The organism is Mesorhizobium sp. WSM4849 (assembly GCF_055811385.1).
The window spans coordinates 154,078-179,541 of the sequence record NZ_JBVVPW010000002.1 but is presented as its reverse complement, the minus strand read 5'-3'; the positions used below and the strand labels follow the sequence as shown (position 1 = coordinate 179,541).

Sequence of the window (25,464 nt, the reverse complement as noted above, 5' to 3'; positions counted from 1 at the left end):
AACGCTCGAAGCCGCACAGGTCCACAAATGCCGGCCTTTTGGCATAGTTGGGCTTTGGCATGCTCCTTGCTTCGTTGATGGTGTGCAGAGCGTCTAGGGTTCCGGCCGCAACAAAGCGGTGCTGGTCCAAGAGATGCGACCGCCAGGGATGCACTGAGGCATCCGGCGGAACACGGCGGGCCAAAATCCCGGGAGAACCCTGCATGGGTTTGCTGGCGCGAACCTCTCCCGGATGCGCGCTCCGCAAGCCCCAACATAAGGTCCGGTCGCAATCCGGATCGCGAACAGGGGTACGCAATGCTTCGCAAGCTGGCCGCAATCATCCTAGCCGCATCACTCAGCCTTCCCATGATTTCCGCCGCCGACGCGGCACCCAAGAAAGACTTCAAGATATGCTGGTCGATCTATGTCGGCTGGATGCCGTGGGGCTATCTCTCCGACAGCGGCATCATGAAGAAATGGGCTGAAAAAAACGGCATCAACGTCGAGATCACCCGCATCAACGACTATGTCGAAAGCATCAACCAGTATACGGCCGGCGCTTTCGACGGCTGTTCGATGACCAACATGGACGCGCTGTCGATCCCCGCAGGCGGCGGCGTCGACACCACCGCCTTGATCATCGGCGACTTCTCCAACGGCAACGATGCCGTGATCCTCAAGGACAAGGCCGCGCTCGCCGACATTGCCGGCCAGAAGGTCAATCTCGTCGAGCTCTCCGTCTCGCATTACCTGCTGGCGCGGGCACTGGACACGGTCAAGCTCGCCGAGAAGGACATCACCGTCGTCAACACGTCCGACGCCGACATGGTCGCCGCCTACGGCACCAGCGACGTCACCTCGGTCGTTACCTGGAACCCGCTGGTCTCCGAGATCGTCGCCATGCCGGGTGCGCAGAAGGTTTTCGATTCCTCGCAGATTCCCGGTGAGATCATCGACTTGATGGTCGTCAACACCGAGACCCTGAAGGACAATCCTGCATTGGGCAAGGCGCTTGTCGGCGCGTGGTACGAAGCGATGGACCTGATGACCTCCGACACGCCGGAAGGCAAGGCAGCCAAGGAGGAGATGGCCAAGGCGTCCGGTACCGACCTCGCCGGCTTCGACGCACAGCTCGCTTCGACGGCAATGTTCTTCGACCCCGCCAAGGCGGTCGAGTTCACCAACGGCACCGAATTGCCGAAGACGATGGATCTGGTCCGCAACTTCCTGTTCAGCCACGGCATTCTCGGGACCAACGCGACGAGTGTCGACATGGTCGGCATGAGCTTTCCCGACGGGTCCACGCTGGGCGACGCCAAGAACGTCAAGCTGCGTTTCGATCCAGCCTTCATGGCCGAGGCCGCAACCGAAACGCCCTGACACGACATGCTGGCCAAGGGAATGAGTGCCAGGGATGAAGCCTCCGAGACGGGCGGGGAGGGCACCACGCGCCCTTCCCGGCCACGGCCGAAGGTGCGCCTTCGCATGATCAATGCGAAGGTCTCGCGCGGCGGCGCCTTGTTCCTCGGCGGCTTGCCGTTCTTGTTGGTGGCGATCGCCTATCTGATCGCCTCGGCGCAACGACTGGCGGTCAACCCCAGCGACAAGCTGCTGCCTTCGCCGGCACAGATGTGGTCGGCCTTTCTTGACCTGGCGACGGTTCCGGACAAGCGCTCGGGCGACCTTATCCTGTGGGTCGATACCTATGCCAGTCTCCTCAGGCTGTTCGCGGGCGTGGGCGTTGCCACCTTCGCCGCGCTTTCGCTTGGCATCGCCATCGGCTTTATCCCGAGGGTGCGGGCCTTCCTGCTGCCCTTCGTCACCGTCGTCTGCGTCATCCCACCGCTGGCGCTGCTGCCGATCCTGTTCATCGCGCTCGGCCTCGGCGAAACGGCCAAGATCACCCTGATCGCCCTTGGCGTCGCGCCGGTGATGGTGCGCGACATCGCCAACCGGGTGCTGGAATTGCCGTCCGAACTGGTGGCCAAGGCACAAACACTTGGCGGCAACAGCTGGACCATGATCTTGCGGCTGGTGCTGCCGCAAGTCATGCCGCGACTCATCACTTGCGTGCGGCTGGCGCTCGGGCCGGCCTGGCTGTTCCTGATCGCCGCCGAAGCCATCGCCTCGACCGAAGGGCTGGGTTACCGCATCTTCCTCGTCCGCCGCTATCTCTCGATGGACGTCATCCTGCCCTATGTCGCCTGGATCACGCTGCTTGCCGTCATCACCGATTGGCTGCTGGTGCGGCTTTCCCAAGCGGCCTCCCCTTGGGCGCACCCGGTGGAGGCAAGATGAGCCGCATCGTCGTTCACGGGCTGGAAAAGAGTTATGGCGATGCCCGCGTGCTCGAGCGGGTCAACGTCACCGCCGAGGCCGGCGAATTCCTGTCGCTGGTCGGCGCCAGCGGCTGCGGAAAATCGACGTTCCTGCGCATTCTGCTCGGCCAGGAGCAGCAGAGCAGTGGCGTCGTCATCGTCGGCGATGGCCCGATCGTGCCCGAGCCGACGCCGCAGCGCGGCATCGTCTTTCAGCGCTATTCGGTGTTTCCGCATTTGACCGCCATGCAGAACCTGCTGCTGGTCGAAGACTTTCGCTCGGGCGGGCCGTTTGGCCGCGTCTTCGGCGCCAGGCGCGCAAGCGCCAGGCAAGAGGCCGAGGCCATGCTGGCGCGGGTTGGCCTTGCCCATGCGCGCGACCTTTATCCGGCATCGCTCTCCGGCGGCATGCAGCAGCGGCTGGCGATTGCGCAGACCTTGCTCGGCCGTCCGCAGATCCTGCTTCTCGACGAACCGTTCGGGGCGCTCGATCCCGGCATCCGTGTCGAGATGCACGACCTGCTGACCGAGCTCTGGACCGAGCACGGCATGACGGTGGTGATGGTCACCCACGATATCGGTGAGGCCTTCAAGCTCGGCACCCGCGTGCTGGTTTTCGACAAGGTGCGCCATGATCCGCAGTTCCCGTCGGCTTACGGCGCGACGATCACCTACGATCTGAAGCTCGATCGCAAGACCCGGGCTTCCTCTCATCACTTGGCCAAGGTGGCCGCGATCGTCGGGACGACCCGACCGGAAACAGCAATGGCGACGACGGCGTCGTAACGGAGACCGTGAATGTCCAGAAATATCCCCGAACGCAATCACCGCCGCGCAGGCCTCGTCGCCCGGGGGGCCAGGGAACGCTTTCACCACCCCGATTTCGACGCGCGCGGCACGCAGGGCTGGAAATCGATCGAGGCCGAGGGCAAGCTGCCGGAAAGCGGCTGGCGCAAGGAGCAGCAATGGGCGCTCGACATGGGCCTGCCAGGGTCGGAGTCGATCGTCGACAAATCGATCCCGACATTCGCGCGCGGCGAGCTGCCGCATTTCGCCGGCATCAACACCTTTCTCAAGGCGCCCTATGTCGAGAACGTCCGCGATGTCGGCAAATATGATGCTGCCGTCATCGGCATCCCTTTCGACAGCGGCACCACCTACCGGCCGGGAACCCGCTTCGGGCCGCAAGGCATTCGTCGCATCTCGGCGCTCTACACGCCGTACAATTACGAGCTCGGCGTCGATTTGCGCGAGCAGATGACGCTGTGCGACGCCGGCGACGTCTTCACCATTCCCGCCAATCTCGAAAAGAGCTTCGACCAGATCACCAAGGGCGTCAGCCATGTCGCCTCGTCCGGCGCGCTGCCGATCATGCTGGGCGGCGACCATTCGATCGGTTTCCCTTGCGTGCGCGGCATCGCCGACGTGACCTCGAAACGCATCGGCATCATCCATTTCGATCGCCATATCGACATCCAGGAAAAGGATCTCGACGAGCGCATGCATACCACGCCCTGGTACTGGGCGACCAACCTGCCGAACGTCTCGGCGACCAATCTCGTGCAGCTCGGCATCGGCGGCTGGCAGGTTCCCCGCTACGGCGTCGCCGAGGCGAGAAAACGCGGCACCAACGTGCTGACCATTGCCGACATCGAGCAGATGGGCCTCGAGAAGGCGGCGGAAATCGCGCTCGAACTCGCATGGAAAGACACCGACGCCGTCTACATCTCCTTCGACGTCGACAGCCTCGATTGCGGCTTCGTGCCCGGCACGGGCTGGCCTGAGCCAGGCGGCTTCCTGCCGCGCGAGGCGCTCAAGCTTCTGGGATTGGTGACGGCACCCGGCATTTGCGGACTGGAAGTGGTCGAGGTTTCGCCGCCTTACGACACGTCGGACATCACGGCGCTGTTCGGTGTGCGTGTCGTCGTCGAGGCGCTCGGCTCGATGGTCGCCCACGGTAATCTCGGCAAGCACAAATCCATTATCGACAAACCGGCGAGTTTTTAACCATGCACGATGATCACCACCACAGTCACGATCATGGCGATGGCCATCATCATCACGGGCCGAACGGCCATCACGACCATCGGCACGTCCTCGGCCACAACGGGCCCGCGGGCAAGCCGCTGCAATGGCAGACGCCGCATCTGCCGGACCAGGCTCACGAGCCGCCGGCCGATCCAGCGATGGTCGACCTCGACCTTGTTGAAACCGCCTTCCTCGAAGGCTTTGCGCGGGCGCCGGACCCATCCAGCTTTCTGCGCCTGGCCGGCATACCCTTTGTCGGCGAGACGGCAGACGGCGTGCGGCTTCATCTGCTTCGCGTCGAGACCGAGGATCTGGTCGACGTCGGCGCGGTCATGCCGCTCGTCGGCGGCACCGGCGTCGCCTATCACCCGTTGCCGGCGCGCCTGACATCGCACCGCCGCCGCATCGCTTTCATCTATCACGATGGCAATGAGCAAAAGCCGCTCGGCTTCGCCGCGGCGCGCGCTCTTGCAGACCGTTCCGCCGCTTCGCAATTTGCCGTTCCCGGGCACTGAAACCAGAACCCGTCACTCTCATCGAACAGGTACAACCATGAAAACATTAGCAAGACTTGGCACCCTTTCAGCTCTCGCTGCCCTCACGCCGTCGCTGGCGTTTGCGCATAGCGGCGGCGTTCACGTCCACGGCTTTTTCGCCGGCCTCGAACACCCGCTCTTCGGCATGGATCATCTGCTGGCCATGGTCACGGTCGGCATGATTGGCGCTCGCGCCGGCGGGCGCAGTGTTGTGCTAGTGCCGCTGGTCTTTGTCTCGGCCATGGTCGCCGGAGCCTTGCTCGGCATGGCGGGCATCGGCCTGCCTTCGCTTGAAACGGGCATCGCGCTGTCGCTGGTGGTCTTCGGCGCCATGGTCGGTCTTGCCAGGCCGCTGCCGCTGGCCGCCGCCGCGGCGCTGACCGCCCTGTTCGGCCTCTTTCACGGCAATGCCCACGGCCTCGAGATTCCCGAGAGCGCCGGCGGCATCGCCTACGCCGCTGGTTTCATGCTCGGCTCGTCGATGCTGCATGCGATCGGCATTCTGTCCGCTGTCAAGCTGGCTCGTTGGCCGACGACGATCCGCAACGCGGGGCTTGCCACCTCGCTGGTTGGAATGGCCATGGCGGCACAAAGTTTCTGAGTGAGGCGATCAAGCGCAGGCAGTCGGCAAACAGAACTGGAATGCAGATGAGCCAGAAATTGTCGATGAGGCTGCGGCGCATCCGCGATTTGCTGTACCAGATCCTGAAGATCCGTGCCGAGCGGCTTTGAAGGGCGCGGTTATCGCGTCCCTCCGGTCGAAATGAGCGTCAGAACTCGAGCGCCTGCCTGAGCGCCGGACCGCTCCTGATGCGCAGATCGAGGTCGGCCTCGATATGGTCGATGTGGTGCAGCATCAGTGCGCTGGCGCGTTCGGAATTGCCATTTTCCAGCGCCTCTAGGATATTCATGTGCTCGCTATGGCCGCAGCTCGAGACGCCCGAGCGGCCATAGAGCGCGATCACCAGCGATGAACGCGCGACCAGTTCTTCCATGAAGCGCTGGAGGATGATGTTTCCGGCGACCGACGCCAGCAGCAGGTGAAAATCGCCCGAAGCCTTGATCTCCGATCGTCTTGCATTTGGTCCGCGTTCGGCAATGAAGCGGCCCTCTTCATCGAGCTGCGCCTTGAAGGCGGCGACATGCGCCGGCGTCATCCGCCCGGCTGCGGCAATCGCTATGCCGGGCTCGATCAGCCGGCGCGAAGCGAAGACCTGACGCGCTTCCTCCGGCGACGGGTTGGCGACGAAGGCGCCACGATTGCGCTCGGTCCGCACCAGGCCTTCGAAGGAGAGCATCTGCAGCGCTGCGCGCGCCACGGTGCGGCTGACATCGAATAAAGTGCCGACCTCACCTTCCGACAGCTTGGTTCCGGGCGCCAGCCGGCGATCGACGATCGCGTCTCGCAACTGGTCGCGGATTGCCTGGGCGCGATCCTCGTTGGCACTGTCGACAGCAGGGAAAGTCTGGTCGGCTATATTCATGATGGTAGTCCCTGCACCTCTTCTACCCTGAATCGGGTCGCGTGCACGAGGGCCAAAGTGAATACGATGTCAGAAAAGATTGCATACGATTTTTGCGAGAATCGCCCGCTATCGCCTATAATTTGTGCATTGCATAAGCATGCTGTTTCGGCAGGCAGCCCGATGCAATCCCGATTTCCCCAAGGTTTCAATCGCTTGCGGCCGAAGTAGGGCAATTGGCATGCATGATGCTTTGCTTAAGTTGATTTAGAGAGGAAGCCGGATGTCCAAAGCCGCCGAAATCGACATCGTGTCCGTTTCGAAAATCTATGGCGCAACGACTGCCGTCGAAGACATCAGCTTGAAAATCCCCGCGGGAACCTATTGCTGCCTGCTCGGGCCGTCCGGCTGCGGCAAGACCTCGACGCTGCGCATGATTGCCGGGCACGAGAGCATATCGAGCGGCGACGTGCGTCTCGGCAACACAGTGGTCACCGACCTGCCGCCGGCCAGGCGCGGCACCGCCATGATGTTCCAGTCCTACGCGCTGTTTCCGCATCTCGACCTGGTCGACAATGTTGCGTTCAGCCTCAAGATGAAGGGTGTCGGCAAGGAGGAGCGCCGCGCCAAAGCGCTCGATATGCTGAAGCTGATGCAGATGGAGGGCTATGCCAGCCGCCGCCCGGCGCAGCTTTCGGGCGGACAGCAGCAACGCGTCGCTCTGGCCCGCGCGCTGATCACCGACCCCGAAGCGCTGCTGCTCGACGAGCCGCTATCGGCACTCGATCCATTCCTGAAGATCCGCATGCGGGCGGAACTGAAGAAGCTGCAGACCTCGCTCGGCATCACTTTCGTCCACGTCACCCACAGCCAGGAGGAGGCGATGGCGCTCGCCGACCTGATCGTGGTCATGAATGACGGCCGCATCGAGCAGGCGGCGCATCCGCGCATCGTCTTCGAGCGGCCGGCCACCGCGTTCGTCGCCCGTTTCATGGGCGATCACAACGTCGTCTCCGGCCGCGTCAGCGGCAACCGCGACGGCATGGTTGTCTTCGATGTGCCGGGTGGCGCCTCGCTTGCGGCCAGCGGGCAGGGCAGGGCGATCGGCGAGCCGATCGATATCGCCATTCGCACCGATCACGTGCGGATCGGTGATCCGCCGGCCACCGGGCTGGGCTTCACCGGCATCGCCTCCAACGTCGAATACCGAGGCTCGACCGTGAAGCTCTCGGTCAATGGCGCCGGCATCGAGGATTTTACGGTGATCGTCGACGACACCAGCTTCTTCGCCAGGCCGGTCGCCGTCGGCGACGCGGTGCCGATCGCCTGGGACGCCGAGGACGCGATCGTCCTTGGCCGTCTCGATTCCTGAACCAACACCAATCAAAACAGGGGAACTGACATGACCAACACCACCGACAAGAAGACAGGAATTTCCCGCCGCTCGCTGCTCAAGACCGGAGCTGCCGCCGTCGGTCTTGCCGCCGGCTCGGGTGCCATATCAGGGTTCCCGACGATCTGGGCGCAGAACCCGATCACGCTGCGCCAGTTCGGCACCGGGGTGTCGAACCTCAACGCCATTGCCGACAAGTGCAAGGCTGATCTCGGCATCACGCTGGAGATGACGGCGACCGATTCCGACGCCGCCGCCCAGCGTGCTGTAACCCAGCCGGACAGTTATGACATCGCCGACATCGAATACTGGATCGCCAAGAAAGTGTATCCGTCCGGCGTGATGCAGCCGATGGATGTCAAGAAGCTGAAATATTACGACAAGATCGTACCGCTGTTCATCACCGGTAAGCTGACGCCCGACAGCGTCATCGCCCAGGGCACCGCGCCGCATACGGTCGGCTTCGTCGAGGCGCAGGACGCCAAGACCTTCGCCAAGGAGCCGACGCAGTGGATGACCATGGTTCCGACCATCTACAATGCCGATACGCTCGGCATCCGCCCCGACCTTGTCGGGCGCGAGATCACCACCTGGGCTGACATCATGGATCCGGCCTTCAAGGGCAAGGCCGCCATTCTCAACATCCCGTCGATCGGCATCATGGATGCGGCGATGATCATGGAAGCCATGGGCAACATCAAATATGCCGACAAGGGCAACATGACCAAGGAGGAGATCGACAAGACGATCGACTTCCTGATCAAGGCCAAGCAGGACGGCCAGTTCCGGGCGTTCTGGAAATCGTTCGACGAGAGCGTCAATTTGATGGCTTCAGGCGAAGTGGTCATCCAGTCGATGTGGTCTCCGGCGGTCGCGGCGGTGCGCTCCAAGGGCATCGCCTGCAAGTACCAGCCGCTCAAGGAAGGCTATCGCTCGTGGGGCGGCGGCCTTGGCCTGGCGGCGCATCTCAAGGGTGCCCAACTCGATGCCGCCTACGAATACATCAACTGGTACCTGTCCGGCTGGGTCGGCGCCTACCTCAACCGCCAGGGCTATTACTCGGCCGCCATGGACACGGCCAAGCAGTTCATGTCCGAGGACGAATGGGGCTACTGGGTCGACGGCAAGCCGGCCAAGGGCGACATCATGGCGCCGGACGGCAAGGTCATGGAGAAGGCGGGCGCCGTGCGCGACGGCGGCTCCTTCGTCGAGCGCATGGGCAAGGTCGCCTGCTGGAACTCGGTCATGGACGAGGACCGCTACATGGTGAGGCGCTGGAACGAGTTCATCGCTGCTTGATGCAAGGCAGCAATAGCTGAGATGTTGCATTCCTTCGCGCCCCCCTCTGTCCTGCCGGACATCTCCCCCTCAAGGGGGGAGATTGCGCCGCCATCTCTGCTTTCGCCAATTGCCAATGCTGCTAGGGGAGACCAATCGGCGGAGCTGCCAATCTCCCCCCTTGAGGGGGAGATGTCCGGCAGGACAGAGGGGGGCGCGAAGGATCACAGCTTGCCACATTATCGGCCCTCCGCGACACTTCAGAGCTGTTCCGGATGACCGTGGCTCTCGACCAGCCTCTAGCCGCCGCCAAACCTGCCAGGCGCGGCCGTTTCTCGATCGGCGCGATCGTCCCCTACCTCCAGGCGACACCGCTGGCGCTGATCCTCGGCGCATTCCTTTTGCTGCCGATCCTGATGATCGCCGTGGTCTCCTTCTGGGACTACGACTTCGCGGCGATGTACCCGGATTTCCTGACCACCAACTATTCCGACACGCTCGGCTCCTGGGTCACCTGGAAAACCTATCTGAACACGCTGAAATACGCCGCCATCGTCTGGGCGCTGACGCTGTTCATCGGCTTCTGGGTCGCCTATTTCCTCGCCTTCCATATCAGGACCACAGCTATGCAAATGGTGCTGTTCCTGGTCTGCACGGTGCCGTTCCTGACCTCCAACATCATCCGCATGATCTCGTGGATTCCGGTGCTTGGCCGCAACGGGCTGGTCAACTCGACGCTGGTTGAGATCGGGCTGATCCCGAAGCCGATCGAATGGCTGCTCTATTCCGAATTCGCCGTGGTGCTGGCCATGGTGCATCTCTACACGCTGTTCATGGTGACGCCGATCTTCAACACGCTGATGCGCATCGACAAGTCGCTGATCGAGGCCGCCCGCGATGCCGGCGCGTCCGGCTGGCAGGTCCTGTGGAACGTCGTCATTCCGCTTGCCAAGCCGGGCATGGCGATCGGCACCATCTTCGTCGTGACGCTGGTGATGGCCGACTTTTCGACGGTGCAGGTGATGTCCGGCGGACAGAGCGCCTCCGTCGCGCTGATGATGAAGAACCAGATGTCGCTGCTGCAATATCCGGCGGCCGCAGCCAATGCGGTCGTGCTCCTGGTGCTGGTGCTGCTGATGGTCGCCGGCATCCTGCGCATCGTCGACATTCGCAAGGAGCTGTGAGGCGATGAGCCACGACAAGCGCCCCCTCGAATTCTACGTGCTGGCGGCCTTCTTCGCCCTTTTCGTGCTGTTTCTCTACGGCCCGCTCTCGGCGATCCTGATCCTCTCTTTCCAGGGCGAGAATGGCGGGCTGACATTCCCATTGAACGGCGTTTCGCTGCACTGGTTCGCCAATCTGTTCGAGCGCCAGGCGGTCGGCGATTTCGGCGGCAGCTTCAAACGCTCCTTCATCCTTGGCCTGATGGTGATGATCGTGACCGTCGGCGTGTCGCTGCTTGCCGGTCTTGCCTTCCGGCAAAAATTTCGCGGCGCCACCGCACTATTCTATCTGGCGGTCGCCAGCCTGGTCGTGCCGTCGATCATCATCTCGCTCGGCATCGGCGTCGTCTTCCAGCAGATCGGCTTCCGCCCCGCCTGGTACACGTCTGCCTTCGGCGCGCATCTGACGTGGACCTTGCCTTTCGGCGTGCTGATCATGTTCGCCGTCTTCAACCGGTTTTCGCCGGCCTATGAGGAGGCCGCGCGTGATCTCGGAGCGACCTCCTGGCAGACCTTCGCGCATGTCGTGCTGCCGATGATCGCGCCCAGCCTGATCGGCGTCGGCCTGTTCGGTTTCACCCTGTCCTATGACGAGTTCGCCCGCACGCTGATGACCTCGGGCACGTTCAACACGTTGCCGCTCGAAATTTACGGCATGACGACGAATGTGACGACGCCGGTGCTCTATGCACTGGGCACCGTGACATCAGTATTTTCCTTCCTGGTGATCCTGCTGACGCTTGGCGCAATCGTCTATGTCGGGCGTCGCCGAGCGCGTGCATGAGACCTTCAGTGCAAATCGTCGTTGTCAATCCGAACACCACCGCCAGCATGACCGAAACCATTGCAGCTGCGGCGCGGTTGGTCGCCGGCGCCGGTACGGACATCGTCGCCGTGACCTCGACGATGGGTCCGGTTTCGATCGAAGGCTACTATGACGAGGCGCTTGCCGTGCCGGGCCTGCTGGTCGAGATCGCCGCCGGCGAGCGCTCGGGCGCGCAGGCCGCGATCATCGCTTGTTTCGACGATACCGGCCTCGATGCCGCGCGCGCCATGGCCAACATTCCGGTCATCGGCATCTGCGAGGCAGCGCTCAGCACGGCCTCGTTCATCGCCCAGCGCTTCACCGTCGTCACCACGACCGAGCGCTCGCGCGTACCGGTCGAAGGGCTGGTGCAGCGCTATGGCATGGCGGGGCGGGCACGCGTGCGCGCCGCCGATATCCCGGTTCTTGCTCTCGGAGACCCGGCATCGGACGCGTTCCTGAAATTGCGGGGCGAGATCGCGCGCGCGCTCGACGAGGATCGCGCCGAGGCCATCGTGCTCGGCTGCGCCGGCATGGCCGATCTCGCAGCCGAGCTGCAGCGGGAATTCGGCGTTCCGGTCATCGACGGTGTCGGCGCAGCGGTCAAGCAGGCCGAGGCCTTGATCGCGCTTGGCCTGTCGACCTCCAAGCGTGGCGCCTATGCAAGCCCACTGGCAAAGCCTTATCGTGGCGCCTTGAAATCCTTCGCCCCCGGATCTGTTGCCGCCGAGTGACCGCAATGCGCCGAACGATCAGAACGCTCGCACTTGACGAAGTGGAAACCCTTGTCGACTGGGCGGCAGCGGAAGGCTGGAATCCCGGTGTTGGCGATGCCGTGGCGTTCCAGGCAGCGGATCCCGAGGGCTTCATCGGCGCCTTTGTCGATGGCGAGATGGTGGCCGGTATTTCTGCTGTGGCCTATGGCGACGATTTCGGTTTCATCGGCCTCTACATCTGTCGGCCGGACCGGCGCGGTGAGGGCCATGGCAAGGCAGTCTGGGACACCGGCATGGCGCGGCTCGGCAACCGCACGATCGGCCTCGATGGCGTCGTCGAACAGCAGGCCAACTATCGCAGCATGGGTTTTGCGCCGGTCTACCGGACGATCCGGTTCGTCGGATCGCCGGATGTTCCGGCAACCGCCGACAGTGGTATTCGCGCCATAGACCCGGAACTCATACCCAATGTCCTGGACTACGACAGCCGCTTCTTTCCCGCTCCGAGGCGATCCTTCCTGGAGCACTGGCTGCGCCCGCCGCACATGGCGCTGGCGATCGTTAGGGATGGCGCGATCGAGGGATATGGCGTCGCGCGCCGTTGCCGGGACGGTTGCAAGATCGGGCCGCTTTTTTCCAACAGCCTGGACGCGGCAAGTCGCCTTTTCGCCGCGCTCGCCGGCATCTCCGGACCCGGAAATGTCCATCTCGACGTGCCCGAGACCAGCGGGCAATTTGCAGTTCGGCTGACGTCCGCCGGCCTTCAACCGGGCTTCGAAACAGCTCGAATGTACAAGGGAAAAGCGCCGCAGTTAGCGCAATCCGGGGTCTTTGCAATAACGACCCTGGAGCTTGGTTGATTGGACGCAGGCCGCCTAATACAGCGGTTTGGCCATGTGCCGGGGCGCCGGCCATTCCGTCGTGATCCCGGGCTGCACCGGCCGCTCCAGATAGGTCGACAGAACCACATAGCTTCGCGTCGAGGTGACGCCGGGCGTTTCGTAGAGACGCGACAGCAGGCCTTCGAGCGCCCGAGTATCCTCGGTGCGGACCTTGATCAGCATGCATGTATCGCCGGCCACCGAATGAATCTCCTCGACTTCGGGGTGCTCGGAGATCGCCATCAGTTCGGGGGTCTTTCCCCAGCCCTTGGTGTCGATGTGCACGAAGGCGAGCAACGGCTTGCGCACCGCCTTGGGATCGATGATTGCCGCGGTGTTGCGGATGGCGCCGCTGCGCCGAAGGCGCTTCACCCGTTCATGCGCTGCCGGCGGCGACAGGCCGACGCGATCACCGAGCTCGGCATAGCTGATCGTGGCGTCGTCGACCAGAACGCCTAATATTTTTCGGTCGGTTGCGTCGACATCGCGGGCAGCAGGCCTGTTCTGCAGAATGCCATCTGTTTCTTCATCCATGGTGAAATTCCTTATTGATACAGAATTTAATACGGCGATTATCGTCGTATGACGAACAGTGATCAAGTCGCAACATTGACGGCAAGGCCGCCTATCCCGGCGCTCGCCTATCTGCTCACCGGATGCATCGCCGTGATCGGCTCGAACTCGCTGGTCCTCGGTCCGATAGCACCGGCGGTGGCGGCGTCGTTTGCGACAAGCGTGCCGGCCGTCATGATCGCGTCCGCTGCGTTCGGTCTCGGGACATCGGCAAGCGCCTTGTTCCTGGCCCGCTATATCGATCGGCTTGGCGCTCGCCGCATGCTGCAAGGGGCGTTGCTGCTGCTGGCGATAGCGCTCCTCGCCAGCGCCGCCGCGCCGAAGGTAACGGCGCTGGTTGCGGCGCAGCTTGTCGCAGGCATCGCCGCCGGCGTCGCCATGCCGGCAATCTATGCCAGCGCCGCGGCGATCGCGCCGCCTGGCCGCGAAAGCGGGACGATCGGCGTCGTGCTGACCGGATGGACCCTGAGCATGGTCGCCGGCGTCTCACTGTCGGCGGTGCTGGCCGATCTGCTGCACTGGCGCGCTGTTTTCGCGGCGGTCGCAGCGCTTGCGGCGCTTGCATTGACCGGTCTTACGCTGACGTCGCTAAGCGATGTCAGGAAAAGCGGCCCGGCGCCGACGCCGCTCGGCGCCTTGGCCGTTCCCGGCATAGTGCCGCTTCTGGTCGCCTGCGGCGCCTTCATGACCGCCTTCTACGGCGTCTATGGCTATCTTGGCGATCACCTTCACAACGGCCTGGGACGGCCGGTCAGCGCCAACGGCTTGGCCGCGCTCGCCTATGGCGCCGGCTTCGGCATGGCGGCACTTCTTGACGGCGTGATCGATCGGCTTGGCGCGCGACGCGTCATGCCGTTCGCCTATCTGCTCGTCGCGATCGTCTATGTCGCGCTCGCCGCGGCAGGCGGTAGTTTCCATCTGACCATCGCGATGGTCGCGCTCTGGGGCCTTGCCAATCATTTCGGGCTGAACGTCCTGGTGATGCGCCTCTCGGCGCTCGATCCGGCGCGGCGCGGCACGATCATGGGCCTGAACAGCGCAGTGACCTATCTCGCGGTGTTTGTCGGCACCACGGCCTTCGGTCCGCTTTATTCCAGCTTTGGTTTTGCGGCATCTGCAATGGTCGCAGCGCTGCTCATGCTGGTTGCCGCTTCGGCGGCGGCGTGGCGTTCGCCGCGGCCCGTGTAGTCGCGGAGCCACGCGGCGGCAGAGCTTGCGCTCCACTCCTGTCCTTCGACAAATGCAAATGAAAGTGCGATAGCATCCGGAAGGACGCGACGCTGTATACCGGTATCCGGTTGTGAGCCTGTCTGGACATGCGATGAACATGACGCTTGAAACCACCGCCGACCCTTCGCCGAAAGAGCTCGCTTTTCTCGGGGAGCGACTCAGCGCGTTCAACGACAGCGATGTCGGTACGGCCAACAGGCAGGCGCTCGCCGTGTTCGTGCGCGATGAGCGCCGTGCGGTTGTCGGCGGCATCTCGGGATATACCGCCTGGGGCTGGCTCTATGTGCAATGGCTCTGGGTCGATGAGCGGCTGCGCGGCCGGCACATGGCCGGCAGGATGCTGGACGCAGCCGAACAGGAAGCCGTTGCACGCGGCTGTCATGGCGCCTTGATCGACACGTTCAATCCCCAGGCGGCCAAGGTCTATGAGCGTCAGGGATATCGGCCGTTCGGCGTGCTTCCCGATTTTCCCGTCGGCCGCGCCCGCGTCTTCCTGCAGAAGAAATTGCTGGCTTGACTAGCCGGCAAGGCGCCCGCCGCGCATCGGCTGTGGCACCCCGGTGGTGGTCGGGAAGCTGATCGGTAGGCCCCTGAGCACGCGAACCGCAAGGAAAGCAAAGCACTCCGCCTCGACCGCGTCACCCTTCCAGCCGAGCGCCTCTGCCGGCACGGCTTCGACGCCGGCGCGGCTGGCAAGCATGGCCATGATCGTCGGGTTGTGGCGGCCGCCGCCGCTGACCACCAGCCGCTTCGGCCGGTGCGGCAGGAGGTCGAGCGCCTTGCCGACGGCTGCGGCGGTGAAGGCCGTCAGCAGTGCGGCGCCATCCTCAGCGTTCATCCCATCCGCCATGGCTGCGCCGAAATCGAACCGGTCAAGCGACTTTGGATAGGGCTTGGCCAGGTAGGGATGCTGCAAGAGCTTGGCCAGCTTGGCTTCGTCGACGGTGCCGGTCCGCGCGAGCGCGCCGTCGCGGTCCATCTCACCCAAACCCTTCGACTTGATGAAATCGTTCAACGGCGCATTGGCCGGTCCGGTGTCGAAAGCGACGACATTGTCCTTGCCGTCCCACCAGGTGATGTTGGCGACGCCGCCGAGATTGAGAACCGCCGTGTCGCCGCTGGTATCGGCATCGCGCAGCAGCGCGGCGTGATAGGCAGCCGACAGCGGCGCGCCTTGCCCGCCGGCGCGCATGTCGGTCGAGCGGAAATCATAGGCCACTTTGGTTTCCAGAATAGAATGCATCAACTCGCCATCGCCGAGCTGGCGGGTCTGGCCGAGCCGGCCGACTTGCGGGGCGCGATGCAGCACGGTCTGGCCATGGAAGCCGACGACCCCGATATCGGCCATCGTCAGCCCGTAGCTTTCGACCAGATCCTTGACGGCCGCCGACTGGGCGCGCGTCAGCGCTTCTTCGGCTTCGCGAAAGATTGCCGGCTCCGGCCCGGTGAAACTCCAGGTCCTGGCCTGGCGCAGCGTCTCCTCCAGCAGCGTCTGGATTGATCTGGGGTAGGGCGCCAGCGTGTAGGTGCCGAAATCCGCGATCCGCTCGCCGTCGGTCTTGATCAGCGCAACATCGATATTGCCGTCCAGCACGGTGCCGGTCATCAGGCCGACGGCCCAGATTGGTTCCCCACTTTTCGCAATCACTTGTTAGGCTCCGTTGACGAGATCGCCGACCGACTGGCGAATCTCGATAATCCCGCTGTTGACGTGTCGGATGGATCCGGTTGGTGAGCAAGGTCCATGCCTTGCCTTTGTCGAAGTCGATCCGTCCTGTATACCAGTATCCCGGTATCCAGGCGGCTTCACAGTGTCTTTTCGCCTATCGCCTTTCGCAGAAACCCGCCCGCATTGTCGAGCGCCTTGCGCGCATCTTTGATGCCCATCCCGGTGATTGTCACCAGTATCGCCAGCTTGACGTCCTTGCCGGTCTGGTCGAGCGCCCGTCGTGCCTGCTGCGCTGTGCAGCCGGTGGTCTGCATCACGATCCCAACCGCCCTGGCGACGAGCTTTTTGTTGCTGGGATTAAGGTCGACCATTAGGTTCTGATAGCTCTTGCCGATCCGGATCATGCTGGCTGTCGTCAGCATGTTGAGAACCAGCTTTTGCGCGGTTCCCGACTTCAACCGGGTCGAGCCGGCGAGAACCTCGGGGCCGACAAGCGGCGAGATGGCAATATCGGCAATGCCGGCAATGACTGACCTGGGATTGCAGGAAAGCGCCACGGTCGTTGCTCCCACCTGCCTTGCATAGGTCAATCCGCCGATGACGTAGGGTGTGCGGCCGCTGACCGCGATGCCGACCACCACATCGTCGGCGGTCAACTTGATGTCCTGCAGTGCCTTCATGCCTTGTTGCGGATCATCCTCGGCGCCTTCCACAGCCCGCACCAGCGCTTTGGGGCCGCCCGCGATCAGGCCGAGCACCATGTCCTCGGGCACGCCAAATGTTGGCGGACACTCCGAGGCGTCGAGAACTCCCAACCGGCCGCTCGTGCCGGCGCCCATATAGACAAGCCGCCCGCCTTTTTGAAACGCACTAACGATCCGGTCTACCGCGGCAGCAATTTCCGGAATGACCTTCTCGACGGCGGCCGGAACGCCGCTGTCCTCGTCATTGATCTCGCGCAGGATCTCGATGGTCGGCAGCAGGTCGATATCCATCGTCCTCGGGTTCCGATCCTCGGAAACCAACCGCTCCAGCTCCGACATCAACTCCTGTTCATTCATCCGCCTACTTTCAAACTTCTTGCCATCGGCAACAAGTCATGTGATGCGGCGCCAAGCGTTGACCAGTACCAGCGGCTGGCACTGGCGGACCTCTCTTGGTCCAAACAAATGTTGACAACATCATCTGTTGTTGATCAAAGTCCAGCCATGAATTGCGCGGGCCGGGTGAGGCGATGGACGACCTTGGAGCACAGGAACAGGCAGTGCTGGATCTCATCGCGGCGAACCCTTTCGCCGGCCAGCAGGATATAGCGACCGCGCTCGGCATTGCCCGCTCGACCGTCGCGGCCCACATCGTGCAGCTCGTCAACAAGGGCTACATTCTTGGTCGCGGCTATGTGTTGCCGGCCTCCAAGCGCATGATCTGCATCGGCGGCGCGGTTCTGGACCGCAAGTACCACGCCAAGAAGGATCTGATCTTCGGGACGTCGAACCCGGTCGACGGCTATCGCAGCTTCGGCGGCGTCGCCCGCAACGTCGCCGAGAACCTTGTCCGCCTCGGCGTCGACGTAAGCTTCGTTTCGATTGTCGGCGACGACGAGACCGGCCGCTCGCTGGTGCGGCATCTGCGCGACCTCGGCGCCGACGTCAGCCAGGTGATCACCACCATGGAGCGGCCAACGGCGGAATATGCAGCGATCCTCGACCTCGATAACGATCTCGTGCTCGGCATCGCCGACATGGAGATCTTCGATCTGTTTTCGCCCTCCTATCTCGACCGCTTCTGGCCGCATCTGGCTTCGGCGACTTGGGTGTTCATCGACTGCAACCTGCCGGCCGCGACTATCGCAGCGCTGATGTCACGCAAGCAGGGCGCGCGCTTCAAGCTCGCCGTCGACACGGTCTCGTCGCCGAAATCGGCACGCCTGCCGAAGGACCTGACCGGCATCGACCTTTTGTTCACCAATCGGGACGAGGCCAACACGATGCTTGGCATCACCGATGCCGACAAGCGGCTTAAGCCGAAGGAGGCTGCCGCGGCGCTGCGCGCGGCCGGCGCCAGCGAGGTGATCGTGACCATGGGCGCGCATGGATTTGCGGTCGCGACCGAAGGCGGGGTGGCAACGATGCGTTCCGTCCCGGCCCGCGCCGTCGACATCACCGGCGCCGGCGACGCAATGATTGCCGGCACCATGTACAAGGTGCTTTCGGGCGATCCCGTGCTCGACGCGGCGCGCACCGGCGCGCTGCTCGCCACACTGACCACCGAGAGCGAATCCAGCGTTCATCCTGATCTGTCGCCGCGCTTCCTTACCGCCGGCATGCACCGCATTTCCGCCTGAACGCGAGCCGAACCCTGAAAGCGAAATGACGATGAAACCTTCCCTTCTCCACCTGAACGACGAAGTCGCGGCAGCACTTCGTGAAGGCCGCGCGGTGGTGGCGCTGGAATCGACGATCATCACCCATGGCATGCCTTTTCCTGCCAATCTGGAGACTGCGCGTGGCGTCGAAACCGTGGTGCGCGAGAATGGTGCGGTGCCCGCCACGATCGCGGTGGTCGCCGGCAAGATCAAAGTCGGGCTCGGTGACCGGGAGCTGGAGCAGCTGGCAGCGGCAAAAGACGTGGTCAAGGCCTCCGGGCGCGACCTCGCCGCCATCATGGTGGGCGGCGGCTCGGCCGGAACCACGGTCTCGGCGACGATGCGGATCGCTGCACTCGCCGGCATCGGCATTTTCGCGACGGGCGGCGTCGGCGGCGTGCATCGTGGCGCGGAGACCACTTTCGATATCTCGGCCGACCTGACCGAACTCGGCCAGACCGGCACGACCGTCGTCTGCGCCGGCGTGAAATCGATCCTCGATATTGCAAAAACCCTGGAATATCTGGAGACCCAGCGCGTGCCGGTGATTGCCTATCAGAGCGACGATTTTCCGGCCTTCTATACGCGCTCCAGCGGATTGAAAGCCGATCACCGCCTCGATACGGCCGAGGACATTGCGCAGGCCATGCTGCTGCACGAGCAGATCGGCTCGGGCACCGGCATCCTCGTCGCCAATCCAATTCCGGAAGTGGATGCGCTCGATCCGGCCTTCATCGACGGCACGATCACGGCAGCGGTGGCAGAGGCCGAGAAACGCGGCATCGGACGCAAGGAACTGACGCCGTTCCTGCTCGCCCGCATCAACGAGCTTTCGCAGGGTCGCAGCCTGAAGGCCAATATCGCGCTGGTCCGCAGCAACGCCGCGCTTGCCGCCCGTATTGCCGTGGCGCATGCGGGATTGAAGCCCGTGGGCAGATAGACTCAAGCACGCGGCCAGCGCTACCGGCCTTCGATTTCCAGCCTCATTGGGGCGGCACGTCACGTATGCTAGCCGCCGGCGCGAGGTCGAAGACCCGCCCGGCATTGAGGATATTGTTCGGATCGAAAGCCGCTTTCAAGCGCCGCATGGCCGCGATCTCGGCATCGCTGCGCACGAGGTGCAACCATTCCTTCTTGTCGAGGCCGATGCCATGCTCGGCCGAGACGCCGCCGCCGGCCGCAGCCACGCTGCGATAGACGATGTCATATGCCGCCGCCGGATCCACGGTGCGCACCTGATAGTGCAGATTGCCGTCGCCGAGATGGCCGAAGACGTAGATGTCGGCGTTGCGGTCAACGGCCTGGACCGCAGCTTCCGTTTCCCGCAGGAAAGTCCCCATCCGCGCCAGCGGGACGCTGACATCGACGCCGACCAGGCCTTTTATCGAAAACAGGAAGCGATTGGCGTCCTCTCGCACCGCCCACAGCGCGCGGAATTCGCGCGGCGACTGCGAGACCACCACGTCGTCGATCACGCCGTCCTCGACCGCCTGCATCAGCACATCGGCAAAACGTTCGCCGTCGCGGTCGGGCTCGCTGCCCTGTATCTCGGCCAGCACATAGACGGGCGAGCCGACGGGCAGTGGCGCCGGCGCGTCCATGCCGGCGATGATGGCGCCGTAGAGCGGTGCGAAATTGACCTCATAGGCCGAGAGCAGGGGTCCGAGCTTCTGCCTGAGCAGACCGAGCAGCGCGATTGCGGCGTCGAGCGACGCAAGCGCGCAGAAGGCGTTGACCTCGGTGGCCGGCTTCGGGTGCAGCCGCAGGCAGGCGCGCGTGACGACGCCGAGCGTGCCTTCGCTGCCGATGAAGAGCTGGTTGAGATCATAGCCGGAATTGTCCTTGGGCAAGCCCTTGAGCGACGTCAGGATGCTGCCGTCGGCAAGCACCGCTTCCAGCCCGAGCACCTGCGCGCGGTACATGCCGTAGCGCAGCACCCGGATACCGCCGGCATTGGTGGCGACATTGCCGCCGACCGTGGCCGTGCCGCGCGCGCCGATGTCGACGCCGAACAGCAAGCCGGCCGTATCGGCCGCGTCCTGCACCATCTGCAGTGGTGCGCCGGCCTCGGCGACGATCGTTGCCGCCTCGCGGTCGGGGGTCTCGATCGCCGTCATGCGCTCCAGCGACAGCACCGCTTCGCCGGGCTGGATGCGAGCCGCACCGGCAAGCCCGGTTCGGCCACCCTGGACGACAAGCCTCTGCCCCACCTCGTTGCACAGGCGCAGTATGTCCGACACCTCGCCGGTCTTGCGCGGACGCAGCACGAACTCCGGCAGTGCGCCGGTCTTGCCGTCGGGATCTTCCCTGTAACGCGGTCCGGCCTCGTCGGCCGAAACGATCGCTGATCTGTCCAGCCGTTTTTCCAGCCGCGACAGGAGCTCGGCAACCTTCTGTGACATGGGGCTCACTCGTTCGCCCTAGGCGCTTCGGCCTCGGCGCGAACCAGCTTGATGTCGGCTCCCGCCGCCCAGGCGCCGATATCTTCCCGGCGCAATGCCGCCGCCATCATGTCCGGAAACAAATCCGGCGTGCAGGCGAAGACCGGAATGCCAAGTGCGGCAACCGAACCTGCCATTGCCGGATCGTAGCCGGGCCGGCCTTGGTCGGTCAGTGCCAGAAGCACGACGACATTGACGCCGGATCGAACCAGCGCCGCAAGCCGCCGCAGCAACTCCTGTCCATTGCCGCCTTCGTAGAGGTCGGTGATCAGCACCAGATGCGACTTGGTTGGCCGCTCGATACGGTCGGCGCAATAGGCGACGGCCTGGTTGATATCGGTGCCACCGCCAAGCTGCACGCCGAACAGCACTTCGACGGGATCGCTGAGTTCTTCGGTAAGGTCGACGATGGCCGTGTCGAAACAGACGAGCTTGGTGCGCACGACCGGCAGCGAGGCCATCACCGCCGCGAAGATCGAGGCGTAGACGACCGAGCTTGCCATCGAGCCGGACTGGTCGACGCAGAGAACGACTTCGTCAAGATCGACCAGCCGGCGCTGCTTGCGCATGAAACCAACCAGCTTCTCCGGCACGATAGTTTTGTGCTCGGGCTGGTAGTGGCGAAGGTTCGCCGAGATGGTGCGCTGCCAGTCGATATCGCGCGCACGCGGGCGGTTGGTGCGCCTCGATCGGTCGAGCGCGCCGCGTATCGCCTCGGCTGTCTTGTGCTCCAGCCTTTGCATCAGCTTGGCGACGATATCGGCGATGATCGTGCGGGCGATGTCCTTGGTCTTGGCCGGCATGACCGAGCGGAGCGAAATCAGGTCGGCGACGAGGTTAACGTCGGCCTCGATCGCCTTGAGGAATTCCGGCTCCATCAGCATCTGCTTCAGGTCCAGCCGTTCAAAAGCGTCCTTCTGGACGATCTGAACGACCTGCGCGGGAAAGAAGGAGCGAATGTCGCCCATCCATTGCGCAACGCGCGGCGCCGAGCGGCCGAGCCCGCCGCGCCGCTTGCGCGGGTCACTGGCCGCAGCGCTGTCGCCATCGCCGTAGAGAGCGTCGAGCGCCGCCGAAAGCCGTTTGTCGTCGCTGGAAAGTGCCACCGACGCCTCGTCATCAGCACCGATCGCCAGGCGCCAGCGGCGCTCCCTTCCGACATCGGCAGTGAATGGGACGGGCTCGTTCATTTCGCCTTCTTCATCCACTGCTGTTTCCTCCCATGAGCAATGGTCCTAGCCGCTCCAAGTGTCGGCGCCACGCCTCGCCGCCATCCGGCGTCGGCGTCAGGCCGGCAGGCAAGCGCGCGGCGCGGCCGAGAACTGCCTCGATCAGCCGGCGGCGCTCCATACTGTCCAGATTGGAAAAGACGCGGCGCAGCAAAGGCAGGTGCGCGATGAAAGCATCTTCGTCGAGAGATTTGAGCCAGGAATCGACCGCGCCGCGCAGACCTTCGTCATAGATCAGCCGTTGACCGGCTGTGCTGAAGAAGCCCTCGAAGAACCCTGCCGCTTCAGTGACCGGCGTGCCCGGCGACAGGCGTCGCCCGAGCAGCCCGGCTGCGGCTTCGGCGGACAGGCGGCCGGCCTCGTAGAGCAGGTGCGCGGCGCATCCGGCCAGCAGCGCCGTCGCCTGCGACCCCTCCAGCACGGCAGCCAGCCCGTTGCGCCATCCGTTCAGCACGTCTTCCTCTGGCTCGACCAGCCTGATCGCCTCATCGGCCTTGCGCATCGCGCTAGCCAGCGTCGCGGCGGCCTGTTCATCCAGGTCGCGTGCCGCATAGGGAAGCGCGATCGCACCTTCGATGATCAGCCGCTCCATGAGGCCGGAAAGCCGGTTCGTCTCCGTTTTGCGGGCCTCGCCGTAGCGGATGATGTCGGCGAGCGGCGGCACCGAGGCCAGAATCTCCAGGCATTCGCTGCTGCGCGCCGCGCGCGCCTCCAGGGCCGCGAGACCGGCCGTCGATGCTTCCGACAGGCCTGCCGTGATGGCGCCCTGGACCAGTGCCGCAAGAGTATCGAGGGTTGCTGCGGCTTTGATCATCTGGATCAGGCGGCCGTTGGCAGCCTTTTCGATGGTCGGCCCGTAGATCAGGTTCTCCACCAGGCGAACGGCATATTCCGGCTCCCAGGCCAGGGTCCACCGCTCGCGGAAGGTGCCACGGCTGCGACCGGCGTCCGTCAACTTGCCCCAATGCACACCAAGCACGTTCAGCCGATGCAGCAATGTCGAACGAAACAGCCCGCTGTCGCTTCGCAGGTCGACGGATAGTTCCCGCTCCAGCGCTTCAGGTTTCAGCCGCGCCGCCTTCTGGTTGCGCTGCAGATCCTCGATCAACGGCGCCAACGGCGTGTCGGGTGGAATTTCGCCGACGTCCGCACCTAGAAGCAGCTCGGCCTCGACCAGGGCCCACAGCAACGCTTCGCCATTGAACAGAGCCGCAATTGCGGCGTCGCGCAATTCCTCAAACCCGGGTTTCGGCCGCTCGCGAATCGCGGCGAGCGTGCGGGCGAGCCGCTCCGCTTCGATCAGCGAAGCGGTCGAGACCAGGTGACCCTTCACCCGCAGCACCGCTGCAATCATTGCAAGCCACAAGGTTGCTGCATCGCGCCGGCCGCGCGTGCGCCAGAGATGCTTGCACCAGCCGGGTGCGACGACGCCCGCGCCATAGCCGTAACCCAGCGCCAGACGCGGTCCCGTCCACGGCGCCCATGTCATTGTGCTCTTGCGCCTTGCAATCCCCTTAAGCAGGGCTTGATCGTTTTTTTGCGTGTGTGTCGCCTGCAGTGCCGGCACATGCCACGCCCCGCAGACGACGGCGATAGTTCCGTCGAATTCCTTGCGCGCCGCAGCGATTTCGAGCCGCATATGCGCTTCGCGCTGGGCCTCGAACTGCGCGATCGAGGCTTCACCATCCCTCAGCGTCATCATCGCGTCGGAGATGGCGGCGAATATCGGGCCTGGTTCCGGATTCTGCTCGATGATGTCCGACCACCAGCTTTCGCCATCCTCATAGCCGGCGGCGCGGGCCAGCGTGCCTATCGGATCACGCCGATGCGGATCCACATCGTCACGCTCGCTTGATTCCTTCGCTTCGCCGGCATCGACTTTTTCCGCGCCGTCGACCGCCGCTTCCGAGAAGCGCGCCGACGACGGCAGGTCGATGAAGCGCAACGCCGCCTTGTTGTCCACGGCCCAAAGGACCGCCTGATATTCCGGCGAGAACTCGGCGAATGGCCAGAAGCTTGTCGAAGCCGGTTCCTCCTCCGGATAGCAAAGCAGTGCTACAGGCGGCTGCATCTCCGGGCGGGCCAGCAACGGCAGTAGCGCGGAGGCATCGATCGGCCCCTCGATCAGCACGGCGACCGGCTGCAAATCTTGCAATGCCTGCACAAGGCTGTCGGCGGAACCCGGCCCGTGATGGCGTATGCCGAAATAGGCGACGTCGCTGTGCCCCATGGCGCGTCAGATCGCTGCGTTCAAGGCCGCATAGTAGCCGGCATAGTCAGGCCGCTTCTTGAGCACTGTTTCCAGATATTCCTCAAGCACTGCCTTGTCCTGAACCGGGTCTTTCACGATCGCGCCGACAAGGCTGGCGGCGAGACCTTCGGCGCAGAGCTTGCCGCTGTCGAACCACGCCGCCTGGCTCAGCCCGCCAACCATCGTGGCGATCGCCTCGGCGGTCGACAGCGAGCCCGAGGGCGTCTTCAGCGTCACCTTGCCGTCGGCGGTCGCACCGGCCCGCAATTCACGGAAGATGGTCAATACCCGGGCTATCTCCTCGCCGACATTTTTCGGCACCGGCAGGTCGAGCCCGCCGGCCATCTCATCGACTCGCTTGGAGACGATCGCCACCTCTTCAGCCATGTCTTCCGGCAATGGCAGCACCACGACATTGAAGCGACGCTTGAGTGCCGAGGAGAGTTCATTCACACCTTTGTCCCGGTTGTTTGCCGTGGCGATGATGTTGAAGCCGCGCTGGGCATAGATTGATGTGTTCAATTCCGGGATCGGCATCATCTTTTCGGAAAGTACGGTGATCAGCGTGTCCTGCACATCCGAGCCCATGCGCGTCAGTTCCTCGAGTCGGCAGAGCTTGCCGGTCTGCATGGCGCGGTAGAGCGGCGTCGGCACCAATGCTTCCTGGCTCGGGCCCTTTGCCAGAAGTTGTGCATAGTTCCAGCCATAGCGGATCTGGTTCTCGTCGGTGCCGGCCGTGCACTGCACGATCAGCGTCGAGTCGCCCATGATGGCGGCGGCCAGATGTTCCGACACCCAGGATTTGGCTGTTCCGGGAACGCCGAGCAGCAACAATGCGCGGTCGGTGGCGAGCGTTGCCACCGCGGTCTCCATCAGTCGGCGGCGACCGACATATTTTGGCGTTACCGGCGTGCCGTCACCGGCCTTCCCGCCCAGCAGATACGTCAGCACAGCTTGTGGCGAGAGGCTCCAGCCGGCAGGCTTTTGCCTGTCGTCACCGCGCGCTAGCGCCTGCAATTCAGAGGCATAGGCCTGCTCGACCGGGAGACGGATGGCAGCGTTCATATGAATTCTCCGGATTGA

Annotated in this window: 24 protein-coding genes, 1 pseudogene and 1 riboswitch; of the genes and pseudogenes, 15 read left to right on the top strand and 10 right to left on the bottom strand. The window is 63.8% G+C overall.

The window, feature by feature from the left end:
• Positions 1–82 precede the first annotated feature (82 nt).
• A riboswitch (guanidine-I (ykkC/yxkD leader) is annotated at positions 83–197 on the top strand.
• A 100-nt stretch (positions 198–297) separates the two neighbouring features.
• The 4 genes from AC0L3L_RS02680 to AC0L3L_RS02665 all read left to right on the top strand — a co-directional run bounded on the left by AC0L3L_RS02680 (position 298) and on the right by AC0L3L_RS02665 (position 4,307).
• Positions 298–1,362: a putative urea ABC transporter substrate-binding protein gene (locus AC0L3L_RS02680; protein WP_473636450.1), complete on the top strand. Its 1,065-nt coding sequence runs from the start codon at positions 298–300 to the stop codon at positions 1,360–1,362.
• Between the two features lie 105 nt (positions 1,363–1,467).
• The gene (locus AC0L3L_RS02675) at positions 1,468–2,280 is read left to right on the top strand and encodes an ABC transporter permease (RefSeq protein ID WP_473636449.1); all 813 of its coding nucleotides are present in this window, start codon (positions 1,468–1,470) and stop codon (positions 2,278–2,280) included.
• Positions 2,277–3,086, top strand: coding sequence for an ABC transporter ATP-binding protein (locus AC0L3L_RS02670; RefSeq protein WP_473636448.1), 810 nt, complete (start codon positions 2,277–2,279; stop codon positions 3,084–3,086). Before AC0L3L_RS02675 ends, AC0L3L_RS02670 begins: the two co-directional genes overlap by 4 nt.
• Before the next feature lie 12 nt (positions 3,087–3,098).
• The gene (locus AC0L3L_RS02665) at positions 3,099–4,307 is read left to right on the top strand and encodes an agmatinase family protein (protein WP_473636447.1); all 1,209 of its coding nucleotides are present in this window, start codon (positions 3,099–3,101) and stop codon (positions 4,305–4,307) included.
• Here the strand turns inward: AC0L3L_RS02665 and AC0L3L_RS02660 are convergent.
• Positions 4,304–4,765 (bottom strand): hypothetical protein, encoded by a 462-nt coding sequence (locus tag AC0L3L_RS02660; protein ID WP_473636446.1) that lies wholly within the window; start codon positions 4,763–4,765, stop codon positions 4,304–4,306. The genes AC0L3L_RS02665 and AC0L3L_RS02660 overlap by 4 nt on opposite strands.
• Before the next feature lie 115 nt (positions 4,766–4,880).
• Between AC0L3L_RS02660 and AC0L3L_RS02655 the strand changes: the two genes are divergently transcribed.
• Positions 4,881–5,465 carry a HupE/UreJ family protein gene (locus AC0L3L_RS02655; protein WP_473636445.1) on the top strand — a complete coding sequence of 195 codons (585 nt, stop codon included), beginning with the start codon at positions 4,881–4,883 and terminating at the stop codon, positions 5,463–5,465.
• A 169-nt stretch (positions 5,466–5,634) separates the two neighbouring features.
• Here the strand turns inward: AC0L3L_RS02655 and AC0L3L_RS02650 are convergent, their stop codons facing one another.
• Positions 5,635–6,348 carry a GntR family transcriptional regulator gene (locus AC0L3L_RS02650; protein WP_473486082.1) on the bottom strand — a complete coding sequence of 238 codons (714 nt, stop codon included), beginning with the start codon at positions 6,346–6,348 and terminating at the stop codon, positions 5,635–5,637.
• Between the two features lie 262 nt (positions 6,349–6,610).
• Between AC0L3L_RS02650 and AC0L3L_RS02645 the strand changes: the two genes are divergently transcribed.
• From AC0L3L_RS02645 to AC0L3L_RS02620, 6 genes are all read left to right on the top strand, one after another.
• Positions 6,611–7,699 (top strand): ABC transporter ATP-binding protein, encoded by a 1,089-nt coding sequence (locus AC0L3L_RS02645; RefSeq protein WP_473486081.1) that lies wholly within the window; start codon positions 6,611–6,613, stop codon positions 7,697–7,699.
• Positions 7,700–7,729: 30 nt separating this feature from the next.
• Positions 7,730–9,019 (top strand): ABC transporter substrate-binding protein, encoded by a 1,290-nt coding sequence (locus AC0L3L_RS02640; RefSeq protein WP_473636444.1) that lies wholly within the window; start codon positions 7,730–7,732, stop codon positions 9,017–9,019.
• Positions 9,020–9,273: 254 nt separating this feature from the next.
• Positions 9,274–10,182 carry an ABC transporter permease gene (locus AC0L3L_RS02635; RefSeq protein WP_473486079.1) on the top strand — a complete coding sequence of 303 codons (909 nt, stop codon included), beginning with the start codon at positions 9,274–9,276 and terminating at the stop codon, positions 10,180–10,182.
• Positions 10,183–10,186: 4 nt separating this feature from the next.
• Positions 10,187–11,005: an ABC transporter permease gene (locus AC0L3L_RS02630; RefSeq protein WP_473486078.1), complete on the top strand. Its 819-nt coding sequence runs from the start codon at positions 10,187–10,189 to the stop codon at positions 11,003–11,005.
• Positions 11,006–11,013: 8 nt separating this feature from the next.
• On the top strand, positions 11,014–11,760 hold the full coding sequence (locus AC0L3L_RS02625) for an aspartate/glutamate racemase family protein (protein ID WP_473636443.1): 747 nt from the start codon (positions 11,014–11,016) through the stop codon (positions 11,758–11,760).
• Positions 11,761–11,765: 5 nt separating this feature from the next.
• Positions 11,766–12,602 carry a GNAT family N-acetyltransferase gene (locus AC0L3L_RS02620; protein ID WP_473636442.1) on the top strand — a complete coding sequence of 279 codons (837 nt, stop codon included), beginning with the start codon at positions 11,766–11,768 and terminating at the stop codon, positions 12,600–12,602.
• Positions 12,603–12,617: 15 nt separating this feature from the next.
• On the opposite strand, the gene AC0L3L_RS02615 is transcribed toward AC0L3L_RS02620, so the two are convergent.
• Complete coding sequence (locus AC0L3L_RS02615; protein WP_473636441.1) at positions 12,618–13,157, bottom strand: Lrp/AsnC family transcriptional regulator; 540 nt, start codon at positions 13,155–13,157, stop codon at positions 12,618–12,620.
• 48 nt (positions 13,158–13,205) lie between these two features.
• On the opposite strand from AC0L3L_RS02615, the gene AC0L3L_RS02610 reads away from it, so the two are divergent.
• Both AC0L3L_RS02610 and AC0L3L_RS02605 read left to right on the top strand, forming a co-directional pair.
• Complete coding sequence (locus tag AC0L3L_RS02610; RefSeq protein ID WP_473636440.1) at positions 13,206–14,384, top strand: MFS transporter; 1,179 nt, start codon at positions 13,206–13,208, stop codon at positions 14,382–14,384.
• A 133-nt stretch (positions 14,385–14,517) separates the two neighbouring features.
• On the top strand, positions 14,518–14,943 hold the full coding sequence (locus AC0L3L_RS02605) for a GNAT family N-acetyltransferase (protein WP_473486074.1): 426 nt from the start codon (positions 14,518–14,520) through the stop codon (positions 14,941–14,943).
• On the opposite strand, the gene AC0L3L_RS02600 is transcribed toward AC0L3L_RS02605, so the two are convergent.
• The 3 genes and pseudogenes from AC0L3L_RS02600 to murQ all read right to left on the bottom strand — a co-directional run bounded on the left by AC0L3L_RS02600 (position 14,944) and on the right by murQ (position 17,156).
• A complete protein-coding gene (locus tag AC0L3L_RS02600; protein WP_473636562.1) occupies positions 14,944–16,071 on the bottom strand; it encodes an anhydro-N-acetylmuramic acid kinase in 1,128 nt (375 codons plus the stop codon).
• Between the two features lie 6 nt (positions 16,072–16,077).
• Positions 16,078–16,195 (bottom strand): annotated as a pseudogene (locus AC0L3L_RS02595) (esterase); the annotation flags it as partial.
• 37 nt (positions 16,196–16,232) lie between these two features.
• The gene (murQ, locus tag AC0L3L_RS02590) at positions 16,233–17,156 is read right to left on the bottom strand and encodes an N-acetylmuramic acid 6-phosphate etherase (protein ID WP_473636439.1); all 924 of its coding nucleotides are present in this window, start codon (positions 17,154–17,156) and stop codon (positions 16,233–16,235) included.
• A 173-nt stretch (positions 17,157–17,329) separates the two neighbouring features.
• On the opposite strand from murQ, the gene AC0L3L_RS02585 reads away from it, so the two are divergent.
• Together AC0L3L_RS02585 and AC0L3L_RS02580 are read left to right on the top strand one after the other, a co-directional pair.
• Entirely contained in the window at positions 17,330–18,439 is a 1,110-nt protein-coding gene (locus AC0L3L_RS02585) for a carbohydrate kinase (protein ID WP_473636438.1), read from the top strand.
• 31 nt (positions 18,440–18,470) lie between these two features.
• On the top strand, positions 18,471–19,400 hold the full coding sequence (locus AC0L3L_RS02580; RefSeq protein WP_473636437.1) for a pseudouridine-5'-phosphate glycosidase: 930 nt from the start codon (positions 18,471–18,473) through the stop codon (positions 19,398–19,400).
• Between the two features lie 43 nt (positions 19,401–19,443).
• Here AC0L3L_RS02580 and AC0L3L_RS02575 read toward each other — a convergent pair whose 3' ends face one another.
• The 4 genes from AC0L3L_RS02575 to AC0L3L_RS02560 are packed head-to-tail and all read right to left on the bottom strand — an operon-like array spanning position 19,444 to position 25,446.
• On the bottom strand, positions 19,444–20,862 hold the full coding sequence (locus tag AC0L3L_RS02575; protein WP_473636436.1) for an FAD-binding oxidoreductase: 1,419 nt from the start codon (positions 20,860–20,862) through the stop codon (positions 19,444–19,446).
• Between the two features lie 5 nt (positions 20,863–20,867).
• On the bottom strand, positions 20,868–22,091 hold the full coding sequence (locus AC0L3L_RS02570) for a VWA domain-containing protein (RefSeq protein WP_473636435.1): 1,224 nt from the start codon (positions 22,089–22,091) through the stop codon (positions 20,868–20,870).
• A 10-nt stretch (positions 22,092–22,101) separates the two neighbouring features.
• Positions 22,102–24,360, bottom strand: a complete 2,259-nt coding sequence (locus AC0L3L_RS02565; RefSeq protein ID WP_473636434.1) for a DUF5682 family protein — start codon at positions 24,358–24,360, stop codon at positions 22,102–22,104.
• A gap of 6 nt (positions 24,361–24,366) precedes the next feature.
• Positions 24,367–25,446, bottom strand: coding sequence for an ATP-binding protein (locus AC0L3L_RS02560; RefSeq protein ID WP_473527444.1), 1,080 nt, complete (start codon positions 25,444–25,446; stop codon positions 24,367–24,369).
• Positions 25,447–25,464 lie beyond the last annotated feature (18 nt).